Source organism: Metapseudomonas otitidis (assembly GCF_900111835.1).
GTDB lineage: Bacteria > Pseudomonadota > Gammaproteobacteria > Pseudomonadales > Pseudomonadaceae > Metapseudomonas > Metapseudomonas otitidis.
Genome location: NZ_FOJP01000001.1, coordinates 457,311 through 472,108 on the forward strand (window position 1 = coordinate 457,311; position 14,798 = coordinate 472,108).

The window sequence follows — 14,798 nt, forward strand, 5'->3', positions numbered from 1 at the left end:
CCGGTCACCTTCATGAGCCCGCGTCCTTTCACCCGGCTGGCCAGCGCCCTGGCGCTCCTGCTCGCGTCCGGCATGGCCTGGGGGGCCAGCTGCAGCGGGTCGGGGCACAAGAACCAGCTGCCGCTGCCCACCACCCTGACCGTTCACCGCGATGCGCCGATCGGCACCGTGCTGTACGACACCAACCGCTGGATGGGCGGCGGCAGCGCCAGCGCCACCTGCACGGGGCCTGGCACCCTGTGGATGGACCACGGCTACAGCGCCACCATGCAGCGGACGGCCCTCGAACATGTGTATGAAAGCGGCGTGCCGGGCATCGGTGTCAAAGTGGCCTGGGCCAACAACGGTAGCCGTCCGCCCGCCACCATGAGCGGCGGCATCTTCATGGGCCACCCGCGCACCGAGACGCAGATCTCCGCCACCACCTACGCACCCGCCCAGCTGTGGTGGTTCCAGCTGATCAAGACCGGCCCCATCGAGTCAGGCACCTTCGCCATCAAGCCGATCCGGGTCTACTACCACAACCTGCTGACCAACGAACTGACCTTCCCGCCGACCCGCCTGGTGTTCAACAAGAAGGGCTGCCGGCTGCTCGAACCCACCCTCACCGTGCACCTGCCCACCGCCAACCTCCACCACTTCGAGGGGGTGGGCAGTTCCGCCCGGGAGCGGCCGTTCGACATCCACCTGGATTGCGACCCGGACATCCGCATCCACTACCGCGTGGACGGGCTGAAGGCTGCGGATTCGGTGCTGCAGAACAGCACCGGCGCCGGCATGGCCAGAGGCGTGGGTGTGCAACTGCTCAAGGGCGCTGGCAACGGCGAGCCGTTGGTGCTCGGTACCAAGGCCTTCCATCAGGCCAGCGGTACCCAGGGTGGACCCAGCGCCATCCCGCTCATCGCCCGCTATCACCAGCACGAGCCGGACATCGCCCCCGGCGCGGTGATCACCACCGCCACCCTCACGCTGTTCTACGAATAGCCCGAGAACGCCCCTATGGCCCGGAGCGACGACGGCAGGATCGGCGGCAGAAGGGCCTCAGGGTGTTGAGGCGAGGATGGCGCGGGCCAGGGCCAGGTCGTCGGTGCCGGTGGGCAGCGGCTGTTGGCGCAGCTCGCGCAGGGCCCGCTCCAGCTCGGGGCCCCGGATGTGGCCGTCGCTGGCGACGAAGGCGGCGGCATCGTCCCGCGCCCGTGCCTTGTGTCCCGAGTCCATGAGGGCCCCGGTCGAGTAGCTCGGAAGGCAGAGGGTGCCTAAAGCGACAAGGGTGATGCTCATGGCCACCCCATCCAGCTTCTCCCCGGCATGGCTCGGCAATGAACCGGCAAGCAGTGCAACAGCAAGCGCTTTGCGCATCGGGTTTGCTCTCAATGGCCCGGCAGCGCCTGCACCGCCTTGCAACTGGCCTCGTAGTGCTGGGCGCAGGCCGACTGGTACAGGCGGCGGGCCTGGTCCGGGTCGCGCGGCACGCCTTCGCCCCGCAGGTACAGGCTGCCGAGCACGTGCTGGGCCATGGGGTTGCCGGCGGCGGCGGACTGGTTCAGGTAGCGCAGCATCTCCGGCTGGTTGGCCAGGGCCGGGTCGTTGCGGCCGGTGTAGAGGAAGGCCAGGCTCACCGCCGCCACGGCGTTGCCCTGGTCGGCGGCGCGGGCCCACCAGTACTGGGCCTGGCGGTAGTCCTTGGCCACGAAGAAGTGGCTGCCCAGCTTGAACTGGCTCTCCGGGTCGCCGCGCTGGGCCTGCACCTGCAGCACCTCCAGCTCGCTGGGCGGCGTCTCGCGAATGACGTTGGCCGGCGCCTGCGCCTCGGCAGGGCGCTCCGGTGTCTTGGCGGTGTGGGTGCAGCCGGCCAGCAGGGCGACGGCCAGCAGCGGGACGGACAGGCGGGACAGTGACGGACGCATGGAGGCTCCTCGGCCAGGGCAGTGATGGGCGGCGGCGCCGGGCGTACAGGGTGATCGGCTTCCGCTCGCGCTTCAAGGTGTTGCAGCCAGTGGGACCCACCCCGCGTGAAAGGGTTCTCGTCGGTTCGTTCCGGGGTTGGCTTTGTGAAATTTATTGGATAGATTTTCATGAAATTAAATCTACAAAATTTCACGAGGCCCCCATGTTCAAGCAATCCGCCCAGCATGTCGGTACCTGGTACGCCGCCGCCTTCCCCGGCCCCATCCCGCTGCGCCCACGCCTGCAGGCGAGCCAGGACTGCGACGTGGTGGTGGTCGGCGGCGGCTTCAGCGGCCTGCACACCGCCCTGCGCCTGGCCCTGGCCGGCAAGCGCGTGGTGGTGCTGGAGGCCAGCCGGCTGGCCTGGGCGGCCTCCGGGCGCAACGGCGGGCAGGCCTTGCTGGGCTGGTCCTGCGACATGCCCCCGCTGGAGAAGGCGCTCGGCGTCGACGGCGCCCGCCAGCTGTGGGACAGCATGCGCTGGGCCGCCGAGGAGATCCGTGAGCTGCCTGCCCGCCACGGCTTCGAGGTGGACTACCGCAGCGGCAGCCTGTGGGCCGCCGTGCTGCCGCGCCGGGTCGGCCAGCTGCACGAGGCCCAGCGCGAGGCCGAGGCGAAGTGGGGCTACGACGCCTTGCGCGTCATCGAGCGCGACGAACTGCCCGAGTGGATCGGCAGCCCGCGCTACCAGGCCGCCCTCTACGACCCCGAGGCCGGCCACCTCGACCCGCTGAAGCTCGCCCACGGCCTGGCCAACGCCCTGGAAGCGGCCGGCGGGCGCATCTTCGAACAGACCCAGGCCCTGGAATACCGCACCCGCGGCGAGGGCTACAGCGTGCGCACCGCCGAAGGCGAAGTGCGCGCCGACGTGCTGGTGCTGGCCTGCAACGCCTACATCGACCGCCTCGACCCGGCCCTGGCCCGGCGCGTGCTGCCGGTGGGCTCCTACCAGGTCGCCACCGAACCGCTGGACCCGGCGCTGGCGCGCTCCCTGCTGCCGCGCAACAGCTGCGTGATCGACAACCAGTTCGTCCCCGACTATTTCCGCCTCACCCCCGACAACCGGTTGCTCTTCGGCGGTGGCTGCACCTACCTGGGCGGCCTGCCCAGGGACGTAGCGGCCGCCACCCGGCCGCACCTGGAGCGGGTCTTCCCGCAGCTGCGCGGCGTGGGCATCGAGTACGGCTGGGGCGGGCACCTGGACTGCAGCATGAAGCGCACCCCGGACATCGGCCGCAGCGGCCAGCGCTACTGGCTGCAGGGCTTCTCCGGGCACGGCGTGCTGCCGACCCTGGCCGGTGCCCGCGCCGTTGCCGACGCCATTTTCGGTGACGACCGCCTGCTGGGGCTCTACCAGCGCCTGAACAACCCCGGCTTCCCCGGTGGCGCGCTGCTGGCGCCGCCGCTGGAGGCCATCGGCAAGGCGTACTACCGCCTGCGCGACGTGATCTGAAGGGCCGCCCGCCGGCACCCGGCGGGCACCACGGAGATTCCAGATGGACAAGCAAGACGAAATCGAAGGCCTCGCGATCCTCATCCGCGACCTGCGCAAGCACAAGAACGTGACCCTGGGCGACCTGGCCACCCGCATCGACCGCTCGGTGGGCTTCCTCTCCCAGGTCGAGCGTGGCCTCTCGCGCCCCACGGTGGCCGATCTCACCGCCATCAGCGAAGCGCTGGGGGTGCCGACCACCTACTTCTACAGCCTCAGCAAGCCCCGCGAGATCCCCTGGGTCACCCGCCCCGACGAGCGCCGCACCCTCTACTACGCCGGCGGCATCACCGACGTGCTGGCCTCGCCGACCATGTCCGGCGGCTTCTCCATGCTCGAAAGCCACCTGGAGCCCGGTGCCACCAGCGGCGAAGGGCACCTGGACGACAGCTCCGAGCAGGGCGGCTTCGTCCTCGAAGGCGAGCTGACGCTCTGGTACGGCGACGACGCCGAGCCGGTGACGCTCTACGCCAACGACAGCTTCCAGCTGCCGCCCCATGCGCAGTTCCGCTACGCCAACCTCTCCGAACGGCCGACGCGGGTGCTCTGGGTGTTCACCTGACACCCGGCGGCTTCTCCCCCGAACACCCCTTTCCCTTGCAGGACCGCAGTGATGACAACAACAAGACACCCCGATCTGCTCAGCGAAGTCCGCGCCTTCCGCGAACGTCACCCGGACATCCGCTACGTCGACCTCATCTGCCTGGACATCCCCGGGCACTTCTACGGCAAGCGCTACCCCATCGACATGCTGGAGAAAGTGGCCGCCGGCGGCCCGCTGAAGGTCCCGCAGAACTGCGTGCTGCTCGGCACCCAGGGCGGGCTGTACCCCATCGGTGACTACTGCTTCGCCGACGGCGACCCGGACGCCCCGCGCCGCCTGGTGCCGGGCACCCTGGTGCCGGTGCGCTGGGAGAAAGAGCCCCTGGGGCAGATGCTGATCACCTCCGATGGCACCGAAGCGCCCATCGAATTCGAACCCCGTGAAGTGCTCGCCCGCGTGCTGCAGCGCCTGGAGCGGCGCGGCATCCGCCCGGTGGTGGCCTTCGAGCTGGAGTTCTACCTGTTCGACCGCAAGCTCGACGCCGGCCTGCCGCGCTTCCCCCGCGACCCGCTGTGCGAGGACGAGGACGACCAGCCGAACATGCACATCGAGCGCCTCTCGCGCTTCTCCAGCGTGCTGCACGAAATGGTCGACGCCGCCAGCGAACAGGGCGTGGCCGCCAACGTCATCACCGCCGAACTCGGCCCCGGCCAGTTCGAGATCAACTTCGGCCACTGCGACGACGGTCTCAAGGCCGCCGACTGGGCTGCCCTGTTCTGCCGCAGCACCCGTGGCGTCGCCCTCAAGCACGGCCTGCGCGCCAGCTTCATGAGCAAGCCCTACCTGCAGGCACCGGGCAGCGGCATGCACGTGCACGTCAGCCTCTACGACCGCGACGGCCACAACCTGCTGGACGCCCAGGGTCAGCGCCCGCTGCGCCACGCCGTGGCCGGCTGCCTGGACCTGCTGCCCCACTGCATGCCGATCTTCGCCGCCAACCACAACGCCTTCCGCCGCTACGGCGCCATGGTCAACGCCGCCAGCCGCGCCAGCTGGGGCTTCGAAGACCGCGATGCGTGCATCCGCATTCCCGAGTCCGACGGCCGCAACCTGCGCATCGAACACCGCCTGGCCGGCGCCGACGCCAACCCCTACCTGGTGCTGGCGGCCATCCTCACCGGCATGGAGCACGGCCTCGACGCCGCCCGCGACCCCATCGCCCCGCTCAACGAAGACCGCTCCAGCGGCATCGACTTCCCCAAGGATATGCTCACCGCCGTCGCCGCCATGCGCGACCACCCCGTGGTCAACCAGGGCCTGGGCAGCGAATTCGTCATGGTCTATTGCGAGAACAAGCGCCAGGAGTACCTCGACTTCATCAACGAAGTCAGCGCCCGGGAATACCGCTGGTACCTGTAGCGGAACACGCTATGTGCAGGGTGGGTGGCGCTTTTTCTATCCACCCGCGGTTTTCCCGGAGGCACCGAGTCGGGCAGCGCTGCGCACTGCCTGGGCGAATGAATTCGCCCCTACACACCGGCACATCGCCGGTCGGGGCGTGGGGTGGATGGCGCTCTTTCCATCCACCAATGGCGCCCTCCATGGGCAGAGAGCCCGGTGGTCACGCGGTGTCATTCACCGCCCCCTTTCTGATTGACGAAACCCGGCGGACGTTCGTCGCTGGACTGTTAGCCTCCCGTGCAGGACTTCAGGGAGGTATCGCCATGCCACAAAAACCTGCTGGGCCATCGGTGCGCGAGCGTCTGCTCCAGGCGGCCCGGGCCTGCTTTCTCGGAGATTACTACCACCAGGTCACCACGCGTCAGATCGCCGAGATGACGGGCGCCAACCAGTCGATGATCCGCTACTACTTCGGCAGCAAGGAGGGGCTCTACGAAGAGATGTTGCGGGAGGCGTTCAATCCCCTGCTGGAGGTGCTCGACGGCCCCCTGCTGGCCAGCGTCGACGGGTTTGCCGGCTTCCTCCGGCTCTACTACGACGCCATGGCGTCCCAACCGGAGCTGCCTCGCCTGGTGCTCAAGGTGCTCGCCCTAAACCGAGGGCCGGGGCGTCGCTTTCTCCAGCAACTGCTGGAGCGAGGCCGAAGCGGCGGTGCGCGCAGGGTCGCCGATCTCAAGCAGGCAGGTCGAATCGACCCGGAGACCGACCCCGACATGCTGCGCATGGCTTTCGTCAGCCTGGCCATGACCCCAATGCTGCTGCGGGACGTATTCGAGGAACAGATGGACAGGCCGATGGATGCCGACTTCCTCGCCGGCCTGGCGTGCCTCAATGGCCGGCTGTTCAGTGCCGGGCTCAGTCCCCAGGCGAGCGGAGAGGATAGGGCATGAGCCTCCAGCGCAATTCCATGGCCGTACGTGGCTTCCGGTTGTCGCTGCGCGCCGTCGCCGGGTTGCAACGGCTCGTCGCGCAATTGCTGCCTGCGCCTTTCCGCCTGATTCAGATGGGCTCGGCGTTCTGGCTCTCGCGAGCGTTGGATGTCGCCACTCGGCTGGATATCGCCAGCCAGCTTGGCGATGACACCCTGGCCGTCGGAGACCTTGCCGGACGTCTGCAGGTGTCCCCGGATGCCCTGGCCCGCCTGCTTCGTCTGCTGGTTGCAAGCGGCGTGTTCGCCGAGCCGCAACGCGGCTGCTTCTGCAATTCGTCGACCTCCGCCTGGCTGCGCCAGGATCACCCCCGCAGCGTGCGGGCCATGGTGTTGCTGCATAACAGCCGAGCCATGAGTGCCCCCTGGTACTGGCAGCTGGAAGAAGGCATTCGCCAGGGCGTCCCACCCTTCGTGTTCTGCCATGGGCAGGAGCTGTTCGAGCGCCTGAATGCGGATGCACCATTCGACGCCCTGTTCTCGGCCGCCATGGACAGCGTCGAAGCCCTGGCCGGTGACAGCTTCACCACGGACATGGATTGGCAGCGGGTGGACCGCATCATCGATGTCGGCGGCTCGCGTGGGCGCAAGTCCCTGGCCCTGTTGAGGCGCCACGGCCACCTGCGTGCCTGCGTGGTAGACAGGCCAGGGGTGGTTGCAGAGGCCCTCCGTTATTGGTGCGAACACCCTGAGCCGGCGCTGGATCGCCTGCAGTTCGTGGCCGGTGACCTGTTCGAGATGCTGCCCGAGGCGCAAGACGAGGGTGATCTCTACCTGTTGTCCGCCGTACTTCATGGTTTTGGCGAGGCTGACTGCCTGAAAGGGCTCGCGACCCTGAGGCGGGCTATCGGCCAGAGCGGGGCACGGGTGGTGCTCATGGAAATGGTGCTGGCGGATGACCGCCCCGACCTCCCCGGTGCGTTGTGCGACATGCAGATGTTCATGGCAGGGCAAGGACGTGAGCGCACCCTGGACGAGTGGCGAACGCTCTGCCTGTGCGGTGGTTTTCAAATCGAGGAGGTGGTCGAGACCCGGTCCCTGGCGAAGCTGCTGGTGCTGCGTTTGGCCCAGCAAGGCTAGGCCAGCCCGACGCCGCACAAGCGTTCTCGGCCCCAGTGTCCACAAGGCCCCATCGGATGCGGTGAGCTGTACCAACCGCCCCCTATGGCCAGGTCTTGAACGCGAATGAATTGGCTCCCCACGGTCGGCATTTCACCGGGCGCTGCGTAAGGTGGGTGGCGCTTTTTCCATCAACCAGCAGCGCTCCCGGGGGCACCGAGTCGGGCAGTGCTGCGCACTGCTTGGGCGAATGAATTCGCCCCTACACATCGGCACATCGCCGGCCGGGGCGTAGGGTGGATGGCGCTCTTTCCATCCACCAATGGCGCCCGCCATGGCCACGAATGGTGGACCGATGAAGCGCGGTCCACCCTACGCCCGATCCACCCCGCCGAAGGCGGCCAGGAGGTCTTCGACGAACGCCTGCTGCGCTTCGCTGGGTTCGCGGCCGCGGTGGTGGGTGAGGCGGAATTCGACGTCGAAGCCCAGTCGTTCCGGCAGCAGGGCGCGGAGTAGCCCGCGTGCCTCCCAGGGCGCGGCGATGTGGCGGGGGAGGTAGCCGATGTGGGCGCCGGAGAGGATCAGCGCCAGGGTGCCTTCCACCTGCTCGGTCACCGCGCTGCTGGCGGCGGACTGGAAGGGCTCCGCCTCGCCGATGAAGCGGTAGGGGTGCAGCACCCGGTCGCATTGGCGCAGGTCGCTCTCGGTGATGCGCGAGCGGTCGAACAGCGGGTGCCCGGCGCCGCAGAACAGCAGCTGCTCCTCGACGAACAGCGGCTGGTGCGCCAGTGCCTGCTGGTTGCCGGAGAAGTAGCCGATGGCCAGGTGCAGCTGGTCCTGCAGCAGGCGCCGCTCCAGTTCGGCGGGCATGGCGCTGAGCAGCTCGATGCGCACCGCCTGGCGGCGCGAGCGGAAGCGCCGGATGGCATCGGCCAGGCGCTGCATCACGGCATCGTCGAGGGACTCGGAGAGGCCGATGCGCAGCTCGCCCAGGAGCATGTCGGCCATGCCCCGCGCCTCGCCCTTGAAGGTCTCGATGGCGCCGAACAGCCGCCGCGTGGCCGCCAGCACCTGCTCGCCCTTGGGGGTCAGGCGGAAGCCGGCCTTGCCGCGCTCGCACAGGCGAAAGCCCAGGCGCGTCTCCAGCTTGGCCATCTGCGTGCTGATGGTGGACTGGCCCACCCCCAGCGCGCCCTGGGCGGCGCTGAAGCCGCCGCTTTCCACCACGGTGACGAACAACCTGAGCAGTTGCAGGTCCAGGTCCTGGAGTTGGGCGAGCATGGGGATCTCCAAACATCGATGGCGAGCGATGCCAAAGTAGAACACTTCATATTTATCCGAAGCAAAGCCCGGCGCAGGATCGCTCCATCACCGCTCCGGGAGCTTTCGCCATGCGCCTTTCCCTGTTGTTCGCCCTGCTCGCCGCCTGTGTCCTGCCCGCCCATGGGCAGGACCGGGAGCTGAACCTCTACAGCTGGTCCGCCTACATCCCGCCCCAGGCGCTGGAGCGCTTCAAGGCCGAGACCGGCATCCGGGTGAAGTACGACATCTTCGACAGCGCCGAGGCCCTCGACGCCAAGCTGATGACCGGCGGTAGCGGCTATGACGTGGTGTTCCCCGCCAGCAGCGGCCTGGCGCGGGCGATCAAGGCCAATGCGGTGCAGCCGGTGCAGCGCGAGCAGCTGCACCACTACGCCAACCTCGACCCGCAGCTGCTGGCCAAGCTCGCCAGCGTCGACCCCGGTAACCGCTTCGGCGTGCCCTACACCTGGGGCACCATCGGCCTGGGGCTGAACCGCGACGCGGTGCAGAAGCGCATCCCCGATGCGCCGCTGAACAGCCTCGACCTGCTGTTCAAGCCCGAGTACGCCACCCGCCTGAAGGACTGCGGCATCGCCGTGATCGACTCGCCCCAGGAGGTCATCAGCGTGGCCCTGCACTACCTCGGCAAGGACCCGTACAGCACCGCCAAGGCCGACCTCGCGGCGGTCCATGAGCTGCTCAGCGCATTGCAGCCGAACCTGCGCTACGTCGGCGCCGGCAAGCACATCAACGATCTGGCCAAGGGCGAGATCTGCCTGGCGCTGACCTACAACGGCGACGCCGCCATCGCCGCCGAACAGGCCCGTGAGGCGAAGATGCCTTTCGAGGTGGTCTACCGCATCCCCCGCGAGGGCACGCTGATCTGGTTCGACACCCTGGCCATCCCCGCCGATGCGCCGCACCCCCAGGCGGCCCATGCCTTCATCGACTGGATGCTGCGCCCCGAGGCCATCGCCGAGCTGACCAACAGCCAGTTCTTCGCCAACGCCAACCAGGCCGCCACGCCCTTGCTGGACCCGGCGGTGGCCAACGACCCGGACATCTACCCGGACCAGGCCGTGCGTGACCGCCTGTTCGGCGAGCAGGCGCTGACCCTCAAGGAGCAGCGCGAGCGCACCCGCATCTGGACGCGCTTCCGCACCCAGTACTGACCCCGCGCAGACGCACACCCCACCCCCGACGGAGCCCGATGACATGGAACACGCCTTCGACAACGACCAGGCCATCACCCGGCCGAGCCTGCTGGGCACGGCCGCCGAAGCCACCTACGCCGGCATCACCAGCTTCATGCGCCGGCGCTACAGCCGCGACCTCACCGGCGTCGACCTGGTGGTGAGCGGGGTGCCCTTCGACACCGCCACCACCAACCGCCCCGGCAGCCGCTTCGGGCCGCGCGCCATCCGCGCCGCCTCGGTGCAGATGGCCTGGGCGCGGCACTTCCCCTGGGAGTTCGACCCCTTCGACCACCTGGCGGTGATCGACTTCGGCGACTGCGCCTTCGACCACGGCACGCCGCAGCACACGCCGGAGGCGATCCAGGCCCACGCCGCGCACATCCTCGAGGCCGGCGCGGCGATGCTCACCCTGGGGGGCGATCACTTCATCAGCTACCCGCTGCTCAAGGCCCATGCGGCCAAGCACGGGCCGCTGTCGCTGATCCACTTCGACGCCCACAGCGACACCTGGCCGGACGAAGAGGGCCAGCGCATCGATCACGGGACGATGTTTTTCCACGCCGCCCGCGAGAGCCTGGTGGACCCGGCGCGCTCGGTGCAGATCGGCCTGCGCACCACCAACGACGACGTGATGGGCTTCCAGGTGCTGGACGCCCGCGAGGTGCACCGTCACACGCCGGAGCAGATCGCCGAGCGCATCCGCGCGCGGGTGGGGGACAACCCGGTGTACCTGACCTTCGACATCGACTGCCTCGACCCGGCCTTCGCCCCCGGCACCGGTACCCCCGTGTGCGGCGGGCTCTCCAGCCACCAGGCGCTGGAAATCCTCCGCGGCCTGCGCGGCATCAACCTGGTGGGCATGGACGTGGTGGAAGTGGCGCCGCCCTACGACAACGCCGAAGTCACCGCCCTGGCCGGCGCCACCCTGGCGATGGAGATGATCTGCCTGTATGCCGCGCGGCATAAGTTGGGGGAGCGGTAGGCGCGGCGCTGTGGGGAGCGAATTCACTCGTGAACCGGTGCACGGACATCGCGGCTGAAGCCGCTCCCACAGGGCCAGCCACCTGTAGCCCGGACTTCAGTCCGGGACCGGCGGTGCTGCCTGGGATGGGCGTTCGCGAGCAGAGCTCGCTCCTACGGAGTGGGTGCCAGCCGGAGGGATTCCCGGGCTGAAGCCCGGGCTACGGAGCGCCCTGGCCGGGCGGGAGCGAATTCACTCGTGAACCGGTGCACGGACATCGCGGCTGAAGCCGCTCCCACAGGGTCTGCCATCTGTAGCCCGGACTTCAGTCCGGGACCGGCGGTGCTGCCTGGGATGGGCGTTCGCGAGCAGAGATCGCTCCTACAGGGCTGGTGCCAACCGGAGGGATTCCCGGGCTGAAGCCCGGGCTACGGAGCGCTCTGGCCGGGTGGTAGCGAATTCATTCGCGAACGAGGTGAAGCAAGAGCATCGTGGCTGAAGCCGCTCCCACAGGGTGGCCACCTGTAGCCCGGACTTCAGTCCGGGGCCGGCGGTGCTGCCTTGGGTGGGCGTTCGCGTGCAGAGCTCGCTCCTGCGGGGGCGGTGCCAGCCGGAGGGATTCCCGGGCTGAAGCCCGGGCTACGGAGCGCTCTGGCTCGGTGGGAGCGAATTCATTCGCGAACGAGGTTAAAGCACGAGCATCGCGGCTGAAGCCGCTTCCACAGGATGTGGCCGGTGAAAAAAGCCACGGGCCCAAGGGTGGGCCCGTGGTTTCACGCACAACCGTCGATCAGGGCGCGCAGGCCCAGGCGGGGCTCCTGGAACAGCCGCGCGTCCATCCGTTGGGGTTGGTTGACGATGGGGCGGAAGTCCATGCGGGCAAGGATGTCGCGCTCGATGTCCACGCCCGGCGCGACCTCGATCAGCTCCAGGCCCTCGGTGGTGAGGCGGAACACGCAGCGCTCGGTCACGTAGAGCACCGGCTTGCCGGCTTCGGCGGCGAGGCGGCCGGCGAAGGTGCGGTGCTCCACCTCGCGGACGAACTTGCGCAGCTCGCCGTCCTGCACGATGCGCAGGGCGCCGTTCTCGATACGGATGTCCTGCGGGCCGGCGCTGAAGGTGCCGACGAAGACCACTGCCTTGGCGTTCTGGCTGATGTTGATGAAGCCCCCGGCACCGGCCAGGCGCGTGCCGAACTTCGACACGTTGAGGTTGCCCGCCGCATCCGCCTGGGCCAGGCCGAGGAAGGCGAGGTCCAGGCCGCCGCCGTCGTAGAAGTCGAACTGGTAGGGCTGGTCGATCAGCGCGCTGTGGTTGCAGGCCGCGCCGAAGTCCAGGCCCGAGGCCGGCACGCCGCCGATCACGCCGGGCTCGGCGGTGAGGGTCAGCAGGTCGATCACCCCTTCTTCCGCCGCCACCGCCGCCACGCCCTCGGGCATGCCGATGCCCAGGTTCACCACCGCGCCGGGCTTGAGTTCCAGCGCGGCGCGGCGGGCGATGAGCTTGCGCAGGTCCAGCGGCATGGGCGGCAGGCTGCCCTCGGGCACCCGCACCTCGGCGGCGAAGGCCGGGTTGTAGGCGGTGGCGAAGGTCTGCTGGTGGTGCTCCGGCGCGGCCACCACCACGCAGTCGACGAGGATGCCGGGGATCTTCACCTGGCGCGGGTTGAGCGAGCCACGGGCGACCACCCGTTCCACCTGGGCGATCACCAGGCCACCGGAATTGCGCGCGGCCATGGCGATGGCCAGGCTCTCGATGGTCAGCGCCTCGCGCTCCATGGTCAGGTTGCCGTCCTCGTCGGCGCTGGTGGCGCGCACCACCCCGACATGGATGGGGAAGGTCTTGTAGAAGAGGTAGTCCTCGCCGTCGAGGGGCATGCGCCGCACCAGCTCCTCGGTGGTGCGGGCGTTGAGCTTGCCGCCGCCGTGCTCGGGGTCGACGAAGGTGCCGAGGCCCACCCTGGATAGCTGCCCCGGCTTGCCGGCGGCAATGTCGCGGAACAGCTGGGAGATCACCCCCTGGGGCAGGTTGTAGGCCTCGATGCGGTTCTCCACCGCCAGCTTCTGCAACCCGGGCACCAGCCCCCAATGGCCGCCGATGACGCGGCGCACCAGCCCCTCGTGGGCCAGGTGGTTGAGGCCCCGGCCCTTGCCGTCGCCCTGGCCGGCGGCGTAGACCAGCGTCAGGTCGCGCGGCGCCTGCTCGGCCTGGAAGCGCTGCTCCAGGGCGATGGCGATGGCCTCGGCGAAACCGATGCCGACGAAGCCGCCGGTGGCTAGGTGGGCGTTGTCGGGGATACGCGCCACCGCCTCGGCGGCGCTCATCACTTTGCTCATGTCGTACCTCGAGCGTGGAATTGGGGGCTGCCTGCTTCTCCCGTGGGAGCGGCTTCAGCCGCGAAGGGCCGCGCAGCGGACCCGGGGCGCCCCTGCGGGCCGCATCGCGAATGAATTCGCTGCCACGGGCTACTCATCAGAAGCTGCCGAACAGGCTGCCGAGGGTGATCACCACCACCAGGGCGGCGAGGGGGAAGATCACCGTGTTCATGAAGATGAATCGGTAGGAATCGCAGTGGGTCAGCTTGCAGATGGCCAGCAGCGAGATCACCGCGCCGTTGTGGGGCAGGGTGTCCATGCAGCCGGAGGCCATGGCGGCGACCCGGTGCAGCAGCTCGGGGCTGATGCCGGCGGCGTTGGCCATCTCCAGGTACTGCGCGCCGAGGGTCTTGAGGGCGATGGACATGCCGCCGGAGGCGGAGCCGGTGATGCCGGCGAGGATGTTCACCGCCACCGCCTCGGACACCAGCGGGTTGCCCGGCACGCTCAGCACCAGGTCGCGGATCACCACGAAGCCGGCGAGGGAGGCGATCACCGTGCCGTAGCCCACCTCGGAGGCGGTGTTGAGGATCGGCAGCATGGAGCCGAAGGTGCCGTCGTTGAGGCTCTGCTTCAGGTCCGCCCAGCGCCGCCAGTGCAGGCCGATGAGCAGCAGCACCGCCGCGCCGAGGGCGACGATGATCGACCAGATGCCGATCACCGACTTGGCGTCCTGCAGGCCGCCGAACTCGGGCTTGGCCAGGTAGCTGGTGTCGAGGTTGGGCAGCACCTGCTTGGCCATCAGGAAGTTCAGCGCGATCACCAGCAGGATCGGCAGCAGCGCCAGCCAGAAGCCGGTCACCGGCAGGCCGCCCTGCTCGGTGGGGTCGTCCTTGTGGCTGCCGTAGCCTTCGCCGGCGGCCATCAGTTTGCGGGCCTGGGCGGCGAGCCACCAACTGCCGAGGCCGAGCATGATCAGCCCGCCGATCAGCCCGAGGATGGGCGCGGCGAAGGCGTCGGTGCCGAAGAAGGGGCTGGGGATGGCGTTCTGGATCGCCGGGGTGCCGGGCAGGGCGGTCATGGTGAAGGTGAAGGCGCCCAGGGCGATGGCGCCGGGCAGCAGCCGCTTGGGAATGCCCGCCTCGCGAAACAGCGCGGTGCCGATGGGGTACACGGCGAAGGCCACCACGAACAGCGACACGCCGCCGTAGGTCAGCAGCCCGCAGGCCAGCACGATGGCGAGGATGGCCCGCTCGCGCCCCAGCCGGGTGACGATGCCCTGGGCAATGGCGCGGGCCGAGCCGGAGTCGTCCATCAACTTGCCGAAGATGGCGCCGAGCAGGAACAGCGGGAAGAACTGGATCAGGTAGCCGCCCAGGGACTTCATGAACACCTGGGTGTAGGTGGGCAGCATCAGCGCCGCATCACCGGCGAACAGCACCGCCAGCAGCGCCATCAGCGGCGCCAGGATCAACACGTTGTAGCCGCGATAGGCCAGGAACATCAGCAGTGCGAGGGACAGCAGGATTCCGAGGGTACCCATGGGATTTCCTTCTTGTTGTTGTTTTGAACCGCCGCAGCGGCCGGGCCTGG

Annotated in this window: 13 protein-coding genes; 8 read left to right on the plus strand and 5 right to left on the minus strand. The window is 68.9% G+C overall.

The window, feature by feature from the left end:
- The first annotated feature begins 12 nt into the window (after nucleotides 1-12).
- A complete protein-coding gene (locus BM198_RS02130; protein WP_074967399.1) occupies nucleotides 13-984 on the plus strand; it encodes a fimbrial protein in 972 nt (323 codons plus the stop codon).
- 57 nt (nucleotides 985-1,041) lie between these two features.
- On the opposite strand, the gene BM198_RS02135 is transcribed toward BM198_RS02130, so the two are convergent.
- Entirely contained in the window at nucleotides 1,042-1,281 is a 240-nt protein-coding gene (locus BM198_RS02135; RefSeq protein WP_083422305.1) for a DUF2388 domain-containing protein, read from the minus strand.
- An 89-nt stretch (nucleotides 1,282-1,370) separates the two neighbouring features.
- Nucleotides 1,371-1,907, minus strand: a complete 537-nt coding sequence (locus BM198_RS02140) for a tetratricopeptide repeat protein (protein ID WP_074967403.1) — start codon at nucleotides 1,905-1,907, stop codon at nucleotides 1,371-1,373.
- Nucleotides 1,908-2,110: 203 nt separating this feature from the next.
- On the opposite strand from BM198_RS02140, the gene BM198_RS02145 reads away from it, so the two are divergent.
- From BM198_RS02145 to BM198_RS02165, 5 genes are all read left to right on the plus strand, one after another.
- Complete coding sequence (locus BM198_RS02145; RefSeq protein WP_074967405.1) at nucleotides 2,111-3,400, plus strand: NAD(P)/FAD-dependent oxidoreductase; 1,290 nt, start codon at nucleotides 2,111-2,113, stop codon at nucleotides 3,398-3,400.
- A gap of 43 nt (nucleotides 3,401-3,443) precedes the next feature.
- Nucleotides 3,444-4,001: a helix-turn-helix domain-containing protein gene (locus BM198_RS02150; protein WP_044412049.1), complete on the plus strand. Its 558-nt coding sequence runs from the start codon at nucleotides 3,444-3,446 to the stop codon at nucleotides 3,999-4,001.
- 51 nt (nucleotides 4,002-4,052) lie between these two features.
- Complete coding sequence (locus BM198_RS02155; RefSeq protein WP_208610342.1) at nucleotides 4,053-5,402, plus strand: glutamine synthetase family protein; 1,350 nt, start codon at nucleotides 4,053-4,055, stop codon at nucleotides 5,400-5,402.
- 305 nt (nucleotides 5,403-5,707) lie between these two features.
- A complete protein-coding gene (locus tag BM198_RS02160) occupies nucleotides 5,708-6,334 on the plus strand; it encodes a TetR/AcrR family transcriptional regulator (RefSeq protein WP_074967409.1) in 627 nt (208 codons plus the stop codon).
- Nucleotides 6,331-7,452, plus strand: a complete 1,122-nt coding sequence (locus BM198_RS02165) for a methyltransferase (RefSeq protein WP_074967411.1) — start codon at nucleotides 6,331-6,333, stop codon at nucleotides 7,450-7,452. Before BM198_RS02160 ends, BM198_RS02165 begins: the two co-directional genes overlap by 4 nt.
- A 351-nt stretch (nucleotides 7,453-7,803) precedes the next feature.
- Here BM198_RS02165 and BM198_RS02170 read toward each other — a convergent pair whose 3' ends face one another.
- A complete protein-coding gene (locus BM198_RS02170) occupies nucleotides 7,804-8,712 on the minus strand; it encodes a LysR family transcriptional regulator (protein WP_074967413.1) in 909 nt (302 codons plus the stop codon).
- Between the two features lie 110 nt (nucleotides 8,713-8,822).
- Between BM198_RS02170 and BM198_RS02175 the strand changes: the two genes are divergently transcribed.
- Both BM198_RS02175 and speB read left to right on the plus strand, forming a co-directional pair.
- On the plus strand, nucleotides 8,823-9,905 hold the full coding sequence (locus BM198_RS02175; protein WP_074967414.1) for a polyamine ABC transporter substrate-binding protein: 1,083 nt from the start codon (nucleotides 8,823-8,825) through the stop codon (nucleotides 9,903-9,905).
- Between the two features lie 43 nt (nucleotides 9,906-9,948).
- Entirely contained in the window at nucleotides 9,949-10,911 is a 963-nt protein-coding gene (gene speB / locus BM198_RS02180; protein ID WP_074967416.1) for an agmatinase, read from the plus strand.
- Between the two features lie 752 nt (nucleotides 10,912-11,663).
- On the opposite strand, the gene BM198_RS02185 is transcribed toward speB, so the two are convergent.
- Nucleotides 11,664-13,226: an acyl CoA:acetate/3-ketoacid CoA transferase gene (locus BM198_RS02185; protein WP_074967418.1), complete on the minus strand. Its 1,563-nt coding sequence runs from the start codon at nucleotides 13,224-13,226 to the stop codon at nucleotides 11,664-11,666.
- 136 nt (nucleotides 13,227-13,362) lie between these two features.
- A complete protein-coding gene (locus BM198_RS02190; RefSeq protein WP_074967420.1) occupies nucleotides 13,363-14,748 on the minus strand; it encodes a GntP family permease in 1,386 nt (461 codons plus the stop codon).
- Between the last annotated feature and the right edge of the window lie 50 nt (nucleotides 14,749-14,798).